This is a genomic window from Phaeobacter gallaeciensis DSM 26640, assembly GCF_000511385.1.
Taxonomy (GTDB): Bacteria; Pseudomonadota; Alphaproteobacteria; order Rhodobacterales; family Rhodobacteraceae; genus Phaeobacter; species Phaeobacter gallaeciensis.
In genome coordinates this window covers 2,204,985-2,217,448 of the sequence record NC_023137.1, presented here as the reverse complement: position 1 = coordinate 2,217,448, position 12,464 = coordinate 2,204,985, and the positions used below count along the sequence as shown (strand labels likewise).

Here is a 12,464-nt window from a genome sequence, read left to right as displayed (position 1 = left end):
TGCGTTCCGGATGAAAGACCCCCGCCGAAAGGGGCGGGGGATGTTTGGTCAGACCTCTGGGCCGATCACTTCGTTCTCGGGCTTCTTATGGGTCGCCCAGATCTTATCCTCGCCCGCGTCCGGCAGGCTCTCCGGGGTGTCATGGCGGTGGATATGCACCTTGGCAATGAAATTTGCCGTGATCGGGGCGGTCAGAAACAGGAACAGCGTGATCATCAGCTCATGCACAGACAGGTGGTGCTCATAAACCGCTGCATGGGTCATTGAGGCCAGCAGCACACCGCCGACGCCCAGCGTCGTAGCCTTCGTTGGCGCGTGCAGTCGCGACATGCGGTCGTTGAGTTTCAGCAGGCCAAAGGAGCCGACGATACCGAATACCCCGCCGATCATGAGAAACCCGGCAATGACGATGTCAAAGAATTGGTCCATGGTCTCTCCTCACTCAATGATATTGCCGCGCAGGATGAACCGCGCATAGGCCACAGTAGAGACGAAGCCGAGCATGGCGATGATCATCGCCGCCTCAAAGAAGATCTCAGTTCCAAGCGCCAAGCCATAAAGCACCATAAGCGCGATGGCGTTGATGAACATGGTGTCGAGGGCGAGGATCCGGTCCGCGACATCCTCGGCCGAGACGACCTTCCACAGGTTCATCAGCAACGACAGCGCAAAGCAGACAAACGCAAAGATTGCAGCAGTTTCGATCATTCGAAAATCTCCTTCAGGCGACGTTCGTAGCGGTCCTTGATGTCGTCGCGCACCGCCTCTGGATCAGGCGCGTCAAGGCAGTGGACCAGCAGCGCATGGCCTTCAGCCGAAAGGTCGGCTGACACGGTGCCAGGGGTCATGGTGATTGTTGCGGCCAATACCGTGATCGCTTCAGGTGTGCGCAGCTCCAGCGGCACAGTCACCCAATTGGGGTGACGGCGGGAATTGGGTTTGAACAGCACGATCTTGGCAACCACCAGATTTGCAACCACGATGTCGTAGAGCACGATGAGGACATAGCCGATGATCTTCATCGGGCCTTTCATCTTCAGCTGTTGCGGCCAGTAGGGTTGCGTCAGGAAGGGGATCAAAACCCCCAGCATGAAGCCAAAGACCAAGGAGTTCAGTGACCAGCCGTTGACCAGCAGGAGCCAGGTCACAGTCAGCACCAGCGTCAGGATCGGGTGCGGCAGTATGCGGCGCATCAGCTTCATTTTGAGCCCCCCCCGAGGACGGTTTCTATATAGGCGGTTGGCGTAAAGAGCTGGGCAGCCGTCGCATCAGCATAGCGAGTCATCGGCCCGGCAAAGATGGTGAGCAGCACAATCGCCCCCATCAGACCAAAACAGACCACAAGCGGGAGCACCGGCGCTGCGGCAGGGGCGGCGGTTGCCTCTCCGGCAAGCACGTCCTCACTGTCAGCCTCTTTGTCTGCGTCGCTGTCCGGCAAGCCATGGCTTTTCCAAAAAATCAGTGTGCCAGCACGGGCGAGGCCTATGATCGTCACCAGAGAACCAATCAGGATCACCGCCCAGATCCACCAGACCAGATCATGATCTCGCGCCGCATCCATCACCAGCAGCTTGCCGATGAAGCCGGAGAGCGGCGGCATCCCCGCCAGCGCAATTGCGGCAACAAAGAACATCACCGACAGAAGACCGCTCTGCGGCATCAACCCCATCGCGGCAACCGCGCCGCCCTGACGCTCCATCACCTGATCGGCAATCAGGAACATCAGTGCTGTCGCCAGCGTCGAATGAACAATATAGTAGAGCGCGGCGCCAGTGGCGGCTGGGGTAAACAGTGCGATGGCAATCAACAGCGTGCCCATCGATGTGATCGCGCCAAAGGCAACCAGACGTCCGATCTCGCGGGAGCCGAGGACACCAATCGCCCCGACCGCCAGTGTCAAAAGCGCTGCGGGCAGCAGCCAATCGCCGACCAGACCTTCGGTGATTGCCACATCCGGGCCGAAGATCAGGGTGTAGACACGCAGGATCGAATAGGCGCCGACTTTTGTCATGATGGCAAACAGGGCAGCAACAGGCAGGGGCGCATGGCTGTAGGAGGCCGGCAACCAGAAATGCAGCGGCAGCACCGCAGCCTTGATCGCAAAGACCAAAAGCAGCATCACTGCGCCCACCCTCAGAAGCGCCGTTTCCTCACCCGACATCTCGGCCACACGGACCGCCAGATCCGCCATGTTGAGCGTGCCGGTGACAGCATAGATGGTGCCAAGGGCAAACAGAAACAGCGTGGAGCCCAAGAGGTTATAGACCACATATTGCACACCGGCCTGAAATCGCTTGGCACCGCCTGCGTGGATCATCAGCCCGTAGGAGGCAATCAGCAGCACCTCGAAGAAGACAAAGAGGTTGAAGGCATCGCCGGTCATGAAGGCGCCCAGAATGCCCATGATCTGGAACTGGAACAGCGCGTGGAAATTGGCGCCACGGGAGTCCCAGCCGGTGCCAATGGCATAGAGTACAACCGCCAGTGCCAGCACCGAGGTGAGGACGATCATCATCGCCGACAACCGATCCAGCACCAGGACGATCCCAAAGGGGGCAGGCCAATCGCCCAATTCATAGACTTGTACGGTGCCGTCCGCCGCTTGTGCGGCCAGTGCCAGCGTCAGGCACAGCACCAGCACGCTGCTGGCAACGGAGAAAATCCGTTGCAGGTCCAGATGGTAGCGCAGGACCATGATAATGAAGGGCGCGACAAGGGCCGGCAGGACAATCGGCGCAATCACAAGGTGGTTCATGCGTCTTCTCCTGCTGTCGCATCGTCGTCACTGAGGTTGATCCGGTCATCCTGCGACGACAGATAGGCCCCAAGCGCGATCATCACGACAACGGCAGTCATGCCAAAGGAGATCACAATCGCGGTGAGCACCAGCGCCTGCGGCAGCGGATCGGTATAGGGCACCTCTTCGTATTTGTTGAGGATCGCAGGCGCGTTGGTCATCAGGCGGCCCGTGGCAAACAGAAACACGTTCACTGCATAGGACACCAGTGACAGCCCAAGAATGACGGGAAAGCTGCGACGGCGCAGGATCAGGTAGATGCCGGCCGCGGTCAGAACACCCACGGCCGAAGCGACTAGAATTTCCATAATCAGCCCTCGTTCTCGGTCTTGGCCACATCATCGCGGGCCGGGTTGATATCCATCGCATGGGTGCTGTCGGTACCCGGCTGCCAGGCAAAGCGGGACAGGCTCTCCAGCGCCAGCAGAACCGCGCCGACGACAGCCAGGAACACGCCCAGATCAAACAGCGCCGCAGTGGCCCATTCGAATTCCTCCAGCGGTGCCCAATGGAGGTAGCCAAAGGCACTGGTCAGGAACGGTTTACCACCAAACCAGGATCCCATCCCAGTTGCGGCGGCGATGAGCACCCCGGATCCGATGATGCCATGATAGGGGTAGCGCTGCCGCTCGGTCGCCCAGGCAAAGCCCGACGCCATATATTGCATGATGACAGCAATCGCTGCGATCAGACCGGCGATGAAGCCACCTCCCGGCAGGTTGTGCCCGCGGAAGAAGATATAGGCCGCCACCATCAGTGCCAGTGGCATCATCACGCGGGTCGCCACCACCATCATCATCGGATGGGAGTCCCCTGCTTGCGGCAGGTCCGGTTTTCGGTTCAGCAGATAGGCCCGCACGCGGGTGCCCAGAACTGCTTCGGTCAGGGCAAAGATCACCAGTGCGGCAATCCCCAAAACGATGATCTCGCCAAAGGTGTCAAAGCCCCGGAAATCCACCAGGATCACATTGACCACATTGGTGCCGCCACCGCCCTTGTAGGAGTTCTCAAGGTGGAAGCCGGAAATCGTCTCGCCGATGAAATCACGTGTCATGAGGGCGTAGATCAACCCGCCGACGCCCAGACCTGAGATGCTCGCGATGGAGATATCGCGCAGACGGGCACCGCCGGAGCTTTCGACCGGGGTTTCCTTGGGCATGAAGTTCAACGCCAGCAGCATCAGGATGATGGTGACCACTTCGACCGAAATCTGTGTCAGAGCGAGATCCGGGGCCGACATGTAGTTAAAGCCCATGGAAACCACGAGGCCCACGACCCCGATCAGCACCAGCGCCAGCAGGCGGTTGCGGTGCATCGCAACAAGGAAACCAGTAGCGATCAACAGGCTGGCCCAACCGAGGATCGGTATTAGGCCCACATCCTGAATGGTTCGTGTCGGCGCGGCCAATGTGCCAGATTGATAGGCGTAGTAAGACAGCGCCGCCGTGAAGGTGATCATGATCCCGCCATACCGCGGCATGGAACCATTGTGCATCCCGTCGGTGATTCCGCGTGCGAGACGGGTCAGGGCAGCAATCAGCGCCTCGAAAATCACTTTTGCTTCGGGCCGCGGAGCCGCATCCCAGAGACGCATGAGCGGTTTATGCAGCATCAACAGCACCACACCGCCGACAATCGCCGCCATCGACATATAAAGCGCCGGGGTAAACCCGTGCCAGAGTTTCAGAGAGTAATAGGGCAGCTTCTCGCCACCAATCACCGCAGAGGCCGCAGTGGCCACAAGCGGCCCAACGATTTTAGCCGAGAACAGGCCGATCAGGATCACAAGACCAACGAGGAACGCGGGCGCCAACCACATACCGGCACCCGGATCATGCGGGGTCGCCGGATAATCATCTCGTTTCGGACCGAGGAACACATGGGCGATAAACCGGAACGAATACGCTGCAGAAAACAGCGCCCCAAGAAGAGCCAGGCCAGGTACCAGATAATGTGAGCCAGCCCAGGCGGTATGCACCGTCTCCTCAAGCATCATTTCCTTGGACAGGAAGCCGTTAAAGGGCGGAATACCGGCCATCGACAGCGCCGCGACCGTCGCAATGGCAAAAGTGATCGGCATCAGATGCCGCAGGCCGCCAAGACGCTTGATGTCACGGGTATGGGCCTCGTGGTCGACAATGCCGGCACTCATAAACAACGCGGCCTTGAAGGTCGCGTGGTTGATGATGTGGAATACTGCGGCCACCGCCGCAAACTTGGTACCAAAGCCCAAGAGCATGGTGATCAACCCAAGATGGCTGACGGTGGAAAACGCCAGAAGCGCCTTCAGATCATCCTTGAACAGGGCAATGATCGCACCCAGCACCATGGTGATCAGGCCGGTTGTCGCGACGATATAGAACCACTCAGGCGTGCCTGCCAGAACGGGCCACATCCGCGCCATCAGGAACAGACCTGCCTTCACCATCGTGGCGGAGTGCAGATAGGCCGATACCGGCGTGGGTGCCGCCATTGCGTGCGGCAGCCAGAAATGAAACGGGAACTGGGCTGACTTGGTGAAAGCGCCGATCAGGATCAGGATCAAGGCGGGCAGATAAAGCGGCGAGGCCTGAATGACCTCCTTCGCCCCAAGGATTACGGTTAGATCATAGGAGCCAACGATATTGCCGAGGATCAGCATCCCCCCAATCATGGCAAGGCCACCGGCGCCGGTAACGGTCAGCGCCATGCGTGCGCCCTGTCGCCCCTCCGGCAGATGCTTCCAATAGCCGATCAGCAAGAAGGAACTGAGCGAGGTGAGCTCCCAGAAAATCAGCAGCAAAAGGATGTTGTCGGATGTGACAATCCCCACCATCGCGCCCTGAAACAGCAGCAGGTAGGTGTAGAAATTGCCCATTGGATCTTCGCGCGACAGGTAGAACCGCGCATAGAGGATAATCAGCAGGCCAATACCCAGGATCAGCCCCGCAAAGAGGAAGCCCAACCCATCAAGGAAGAAGTTGGCGTTCAGGCCCAGAGCGGGCAGCCAGTCGAATTGCGCCTGAATGACTTCGCCGCGCATCACCGCCGGGGCGTGCAGCATCAGTCCGACAAACGCGAGCAATGTTGTCAGGCCTGCCGCCGATGCCGAGGCATTGCGCCCGGCACGGATCAATAGCGCGGGGAAAACCGCGCCCAGAAAGGGCAGGGCTGCAATCAGGAACAGGGACACGTGCGGTTCTCCTCCATGCACAGGGCCAGATCGTTTGGTGCCTAAGCAATTTTTCGCAACTGTGCCAGCCCCGACCGCGCCTGCAAACCCTGCAAAAGCGGCGATCAGGTTAGTTTTTTGCGCACCGCACCGGTTTGATGCGATCTGGTGTCAGGTTGACAAGAACTTGATCACCATGCGGGATGTCTCATGCTGAACACTATGCAGGAACCTGCTAGGTCTTGGATCATGTAGGACGGCGCCTTCAGTGAGGGGAGAGGCCAGATGTCGCATTCTCAATCAAAATGGTCAGATAATTCCGACCCTCAGTCCGAAGGCAGAGACGATACCCCACATATCACGTCGGGGCTGGGCGGTTCGGTGATCTCGCGGCGTAATTTTCTGCGTGCCGGTCTGGCTTTTGGCGGGCTGACCGTTGCGGGTGTCGGTGGATACGTCTGGTGGCGCCGCCAGCCTCCAGATCATGATTTGCCGCGTCTGACGGTTGAGGAGGCCTTTGCTAAGGCCAAGGCTGATGGGCTGATCCTGGTGGATATCCGCACCCCGCGCGAATGGCGGGCCAGTGGCGTACCCGTTGGCAGCCATCAGATTGATATGAGGCGCGAGGATTTTCTGGAGGCGCTTGATCAGGTGACCGGTGGCAATCGCAATGCGGCTCTGGCGCTGATCTGTGCGCGCGGTGTGCGTTCGGCCCGTGTGACGCTGGCATTGGATGCGGCGGGTTACTCCAACGTGGCCGATGTGCCGGAGGGCATGCTTGGTTCTGCCGCCGGTCCGGGCTGGCTGCGCAGCAATCTCCCCGTCGCCCGCTGGACGGGGCAGGGCTGATGCGGCCCGCGATTGTGCGCGTTGGTCGCTGGTGTCTCGGTATCGGCATGGCGCTGTCTGGGATCTCACTTGCGCCCGTGGCGTTGGCTGGATGTGGGGCAGAGGCCGACGCCTGCCAGATCAAGGGAGGGGATTACCATATCGCCCTGCCTGACACGCAACGGGATGAGGCAATCCCGGCAGTGATGTTTCTGCACGGCTATGGTGGCTCGGGCGAAGCCGCATTGCGCAATCGGGCGATGGTCGATGGGCTGACCGGGCGTGGCTATGCGGTCATCGCGCCCACAGCGCTGCCCCGCAATCCCGGCGGCCCGCGCTCCTGGGCGTTTTTGCCAGATTTCGGTGGCCGTGACGAATCTGCCTTCTTCGACGCAGTTCTGGAAGATGCTGAAAAGAAGTTTAACATCGAGCGAGAGGCGGTTGTATTATCAGGATTTTCTGCAGGGGCCTTCATGGTCAGCTATCTCGCGTGTGCGTCACCTGATCAGTTCCTTGCCTATGCAACGGTGTCGGGCAGTTTCTGGCGGCCTCAACCAGAGAGCTGCGCGGGCCCGATCCGCCTGATGCATACCCATGGATGGGCGGATGAGGTGGTGCCGTTGGAAGGGCGCTACCTCGGAAATCGGCGCTTCCAGCAGGGCGATATCTTTGCCGGGTTGGAGTTGTGGCGGGATACCAATGGATGTGACACACATGCGCCGAGCCGCAGTTGGTCCGATGGAGATCAACTGCGGCGTCGCTGGGACTGTGGACTGGACGCCGATATCGAATTGGTTCTGTTTGCGGGCGGTCACCGGGTGCCACGGGATTGGGCTAATTGGCTGGTGGATTGGGTCGAGAACAGCGCACTGTCGCAATGAGGCAACAGATTTCACGCCTGACTTGATTGTTTATTTTCAATAAAAATACCCTGAGAAATTTCTTAAAATTCCTCAGGGTTTACGTATCCACATAATTTCGGTGATTTCACTCAGCTGCAGTTCGATGTGCCGGCACGGTCTCCAGTGCCATGCGTAGCCGATTGCGCCGGGCGCGGGCGATGCGGGTGATACGGGGTTCTTTGTGGACTTCGCGTGTTGCCAGAAGGGCCTTGGCAAAGCGCTGCAACGGCACACCAGAGAGCGCTGACAGCGGCACCGCAAGCACCAGCGACAGTGCGATCGGCAACAGCCAGACAGAGACCACACCCGCCAGAATACCGCTCCAGAGGGCAACGCCACTGACAGTTTCCAGCGCATGGCAGGTTATCAGCGTCCGCCAGGAATAGCGGCCACCGTCGCGCGCTTGGGGCGACCAGCCTTTTTGCAGGCCGAAAGTGGTGCGGAGCACAGCAATCATCTGCTGCACCATCAGGATTGGCGCGTAAAGGATCGCAAGTAGGATTTCTACGAACAGCGACAGGGTAAACCGGCCCGCGCCACCATAGTCTGAGAACCGGCTGCCGGTCATCGGCAGGGCGACAACAGCCAGCAGCTTGGGCGCCAGCAACATGGCATAGATCAGCAGGATCACCAGCACATGGCGTGGCTCTGACATGTCAGGCCAAGACGGCATCAGCGGGTTTGTTTCGCTGAAGTAGGTGAGGACAGAGGCTTCTTCGCCGCGTCCGATCAGTGCCCAGATCACCAGCAACGCGAACCAGACCGGTGCCATCAGATAGCCGATGGCCCCATGCAGCAGATGAAACCGCGACAGCGCGCGAAAGCCTTTGGCATTCAAGAGGTTCAGGTGCTGCAGGTTGCCCTGACACCAGCGCCGGTCACGTAATACGTGGTCGATCAACGTCTGCGGTGTTTCCTCGTAGGAGCCACGGATACGCGGCAGGAACTGAACACTCCAGCCTGCGCGCCGCAGAAGGCCCGCTTCGACGAAGTCATGGCTCATGATCAGCTTCTCACCGCCAAAGACCGAGCGCAGCGGCGGCAGCCCGGCGCAGGCGGCAAAGGCACGGGTGCGGATGATCGCGTTATGACCCCAATAATTGCCCTCGTGCCCGGCCCAGCGGGCCAACCCTTCGGCGAGTGCGAGACCGTAGACCCCGTTGGCAAATTGCTGCATCCGGCCAAAGACAGACTGCGCACCGATCAGCTGTGGATAGCTCTGGATCAGTCCCGCGCCGGGGTCGCGGGCCAGCGCGTCCGCCAGATGGGCGATGGCGCGTCCTGTCATTAGGCTATCGGCATCCAGCACCAGCATGGCGTCCCAGCCCGCGCCCCAGCGGCGCACCCAATCGGCGATATTGCCAACCTTGCGGCCGGCGTTATCTTCGCGGCGACGATAGTAAAGTTGAGTTCCGGCAGGCAGCATCGCACGCAGGGTCTCAACGCTGGCGCGTTCCTGGGCGGCGATGGCATCATCGCGGGTGTCCGACAGGATGAACATTGCATAGTCATGAACCCCGCCACGGGCATGCAGTTCTTCCAGCATCGACTGGGCATTGCCCAGCACATACCAGGGCACCTCATTGTAGATCGGCATCAAGAGCGCGACCTTCATCTGCTGCGGGCGGCCCCGACCCAGCGCGCGCGGCCGTTGCGCAAGACCCCAAAGGCCTAGAAGAACAGTCGAGACCGAAAAGCAAATCCAGAAAAAGTTGAAAGAAATCAGTACCAGAAGCGCGATTTCCAGGATGGAAAACCCATCGGCCGAAAACCAGTCCTTCATCCCCCAGGTCAGCAAGCCTGTTGCCGCCATCGCCGGGGAAAAGGCCAGCACCCGCCAGAGCGCGACCTGACCTTGTGTGGCCTCGCCTTTCGTTGCGGATCTGGCTGCCATGTTACCAAGGGCAGGGCAGGCCTGATCCTGAAAATAGGCACCGAAGTTCTGCTCCGGCATGGCCAGTGGCTGTTCCGGAGGGGTCAGCGAAAAATTGGTCATTTGGTCCACCGGTATAGCCAGACTTCCGATGCGGGCTGACCGTCTTTCCGCAACTCTGCGCGCAGTTCGACATGATCGCGCTCGCCCGGATCAAAGGCAAACGCCAGCCGCAGCCCCCCGGTTTCTGGATTTTCCTGCAATACGCCTTCGGTTGGGGTGACATGGGGAGAGGTGATATGCGCCTCAAGGTCATCCACACCGCCCGCAAACATTGGATGGGCGGCAAAATCGATGGTCATGATGCGACCGGGATCCCCAAAGATCCGCGCGCCAGCCGCTGTGTTGATCACCTGTGGCACAGATAGGTCCGGTCCATCGCCCCAGGTCAGGCGATAGTCGATATTGATTTCTGAACCGGGTGTGTAACTCTCGCGTGGGCGCCAGTAGGCGACGATATTGTCGTAGATTTCTTTGTCGGCCGGGATTTCCACCAATGTGACGGCGCCTTTGCCCCAATCGCCCTGCGGTTCGACCCAGAGCGCGGGGCGCTGGTGATAGTGCGCCTCAAGATCCTCGTAGTCCGACAGCAGCCTTGGGCGTTGCATCAGGCCAAAGCCACGCGGGTTTTCATCGACAAAGGAAGACAGTTGCAGCGTTTTCGGATTGGCCAGCGGTCGCCATAGGGTTTCGCCATTTCCGTTGACCACCAGCAACCCGTCGCTGTCATGGACTGCGGGGCGGAAATCATCAAACCGGTTGCGGTTGGTCTGATCGAACAGGAACATCGACGTGAGTGGTCCAAGCCCGATATTATCCAGTTCTTCGCGAGCAAAGAGGCGCGCCTCGACCTCCATCACGGTGTTCTGGCCGGGCAAGATATCGAACCGGTAGGCGCCAGTGACTGATGGGGAATCCATCAGTGCGTGAACCACCATGTTTTTCTGGCCCGGTACTGGAGCTTCGAGCCAGAACGATATGAATTCAGGGAACTCTTCGCCTTTTGCGGTGGCCGTGTTCACGGCCAGCCCTCGGGCCGACAGCCCGTAGGTGTGCACGGCCCCGATGGCGCGGAAATAGCTCGCCCCCTGAAAGACGCAGAACTCGGTTTTCTTGCCCGGTTCTTTCAGATCGGTGCGCAGGCGAAAGCCGGAATAACCAAGACTGTCGTCAATGCTGAGATCAGGCGCCTTATCCGTTTTATCAAACAGCGACAGATCAAAGGCCACTGGCTGTGCCAGGCCATTTTCAACGGTGAAAATCTCTACCGGGCGGGGGAAGTAAAGCCCCGGCAGGAAAAAATCGACATTGTAGCTGCGCGGCGTTTTGGACCAGAGCGCGTCACGGCTGCGGAACCAGCGGGTCTGATAGTCCTCATAGCTTTGTTCCTGCCAATCCTGCGGAACGCTGGCGCGGGGCGCATAGGGGGCGGCTGCGAGATCGCGGGCAAGGGACACCACGGTTTCGCGCGAAAAGGCCGGACCACCCGTCGCCAATGCGGGCGATGTCAGCGCTCCAAGCGCAAAGGGTGCAGCGCTGGACAAGGCCTTTGCCAGAAAGGTGCGTCGCGAAAATGCTCTCATCTCTTGGTTTTCCATGGATGCGATTTGAACCAGGCAGCGATATAGGCGCAGCCAATGATCAGGCCAAACCCTGTGAGGTTGAAAAATGCGGTTGTCAGGACAGACCGGTCGGTCAGATCCATGGCAAAGCCAAGGAGCCGTGCCAGTGCCATCGAGAAGACAAAGACCGCAAGCGATTGCTGACCGACCTTGGTGATCAGCGACAGGAGCACGGCCCAGACGCGGGCCGCTGTTGACTGGCCCGATGCGATCAGGCGTCGACCGCCTTCACCTGCGATCACCCAACCGAGATAGGCCAGCGACAGGAAGTGCCCAAAGCGCAGCAGGCCAAAGTCGGTTTTCTCCCGCCATTGCGCCGTCTGCTTCCAGGTGGGACGGATGAGGTCGGCAAGGTCCTGGTTCCAGGCCTCGACCCAGAGAAAGACCTTCCAGGACCCGAAGGGGGCCAGTAGGATGAGGTAGGATGCGGCCACGACCATCAGCACGCGGGAGACGGGCGGTGCAGGCAGCCAGCCCTTCATGAAGGCAAAGCCGGTAAAGAACAAAAGCTGCCAGCCAAACGGATTGAAGAACCATTCCCGGCTGGACCAAGGTTCAGCTGAGAGCGACAGCCCATCAGGCCCGAGACCAACCATATAGGGGTTGGCGAGCAGCCAGATCCCGATTGAAGCGGCAGCAACGGCCCAGATCCCGATACGTTCCAGTCCCATCATCAGGGGCATCAGTGCCAGAACAACCAGATACATCGGCAGGATGTCGAAATAGTTCGGCACGTAGCTGAGCGTCATCAGCCCGACCAGCTGTGGCACCGGGTTTTCAAAGAACGGGCGCAGATTGAGTGAGGCGATATAGCTTTTGTCGAAGCTGCCATAGAGATCCAGCGCAGCCATGCTGGTCGCGATAAACACAAACAGTCCGATATGCGCCCAGAACACCTGCCAGCAACGAAACAGAACCCGTGCGCTACCAATCAGCCATCCCTGACGACCGAAAGTCCCGCCAAAGGCGATGGCTGAGGCCATGCCGGAACAGAAGACAAAGATCTCTGTTGCGTCGGAGAAGCCAAACCGTGCCGGGATCCATCCTGTCCAGCGGTTGCCGGGGATATGGGCGCAAAGGATGATGAACATCGCAATGCCCCGGTAGAAATCCAGACGTGGATCACGGGGCGCACGCGGCTGCACGTCCGATTGCGGGGCAACCGGGCGATTGGCCACTGGAGTGGTCTCGGTGCCCTTGGCACCGGGAAAGGGCGAGATGGTCGCCATAG

At 59.6% G+C, this 12,464-nt stretch carries 11 protein-coding genes; 2 read left to right on the top strand and 9 right to left on the bottom strand.

Annotated features, from left to right (window positions below):
* Positions 1-48 precede the first annotated feature (48 nt).
* The 6 genes from GAL_RS10655 to GAL_RS10630 are packed head-to-tail and all read right to left on the bottom strand — an operon-like array spanning position 49 to position 5,969.
* On the bottom strand, positions 49-429 hold the full coding sequence (locus GAL_RS10655; protein ID WP_024097588.1) for a Na+/H+ antiporter subunit G: 381 nt from the start codon (positions 427-429) through the stop codon (positions 49-51).
* Between the two features lie 9 nt (positions 430-438).
* Complete coding sequence (locus GAL_RS10650; RefSeq protein ID WP_014874349.1) at positions 439-708, bottom strand: K+/H+ antiporter subunit F; 270 nt, start codon at positions 706-708, stop codon at positions 439-441.
* On the bottom strand, positions 705-1,202 hold the full coding sequence (locus tag GAL_RS10645) for a Na+/H+ antiporter subunit E (protein WP_014879732.1): 498 nt from the start codon (positions 1,200-1,202) through the stop codon (positions 705-707). Before GAL_RS10645 ends, GAL_RS10650 begins: the two co-directional genes overlap by 4 nt.
* The gene (locus GAL_RS10640) at positions 1,199-2,755 is read right to left on the bottom strand and encodes a monovalent cation/H+ antiporter subunit D (protein WP_024097587.1); all 1,557 of its coding nucleotides are present in this window, start codon (positions 2,753-2,755) and stop codon (positions 1,199-1,201) included. Before GAL_RS10640 ends, GAL_RS10645 begins: the two co-directional genes overlap by 4 nt.
* Entirely contained in the window at positions 2,752-3,105 is a 354-nt protein-coding gene (locus tag GAL_RS10635) for a Na+/H+ antiporter subunit C (RefSeq protein WP_024097586.1), read from the bottom strand. Before GAL_RS10635 ends, GAL_RS10640 begins: the two co-directional genes overlap by 4 nt.
* Before the next feature lie 2 nt (positions 3,106-3,107).
* Positions 3,108-5,969 carry a monovalent cation/H+ antiporter subunit A gene (locus GAL_RS10630; RefSeq protein WP_024097585.1) on the bottom strand — a complete coding sequence of 954 codons (2,862 nt, stop codon included), beginning with the start codon at positions 5,967-5,969 and terminating at the stop codon, positions 3,108-3,110.
* A 264-nt stretch (positions 5,970-6,233) separates the two neighbouring features.
* Here GAL_RS10630 and GAL_RS10625 point away from each other — a divergent pair, with 264 nt between their 5' ends.
* Positions 6,234-6,797, top strand: a complete 564-nt coding sequence (locus GAL_RS10625) for a rhodanese-like domain-containing protein (protein ID WP_024097584.1) — start codon at positions 6,234-6,236, stop codon at positions 6,795-6,797.
* A complete protein-coding gene (locus GAL_RS10620; protein WP_024097583.1) occupies positions 6,797-7,657 on the top strand; it encodes an alpha/beta hydrolase family esterase in 861 nt (286 codons plus the stop codon). Before GAL_RS10625 ends, GAL_RS10620 begins: the two co-directional genes overlap by 1 nt.
* Before the next feature lie 106 nt (positions 7,658-7,763).
* Here the strand turns inward: GAL_RS10620 and mdoH are convergent, their stop codons facing one another.
* From mdoH to GAL_RS10605, 3 genes are read right to left on the bottom strand one after another with little or no spacing between them, the layout of a single operon-like run.
* Positions 7,764-9,674 (bottom strand): glucans biosynthesis glucosyltransferase MdoH, encoded by a 1,911-nt coding sequence (mdoH, locus tag GAL_RS10615; RefSeq protein ID WP_024097582.1) that lies wholly within the window; start codon positions 9,672-9,674, stop codon positions 7,764-7,766.
* On the bottom strand, positions 9,671-11,194 hold the full coding sequence (locus GAL_RS10610) for a glucan biosynthesis protein (RefSeq protein ID WP_024097581.1): 1,524 nt from the start codon (positions 11,192-11,194) through the stop codon (positions 9,671-9,673). The genes mdoH and GAL_RS10610 overlap by 4 nt, the downstream gene beginning before the upstream one ends.
* Positions 11,191-12,462: an OpgC family protein gene (locus GAL_RS10605; RefSeq protein WP_024097580.1), complete on the bottom strand. Its 1,272-nt coding sequence runs from the start codon at positions 12,460-12,462 to the stop codon at positions 11,191-11,193. The genes GAL_RS10610 and GAL_RS10605 overlap by 4 nt, the downstream gene beginning before the upstream one ends.
* Between the last annotated feature and the right edge of the window lie 2 nt (positions 12,463-12,464).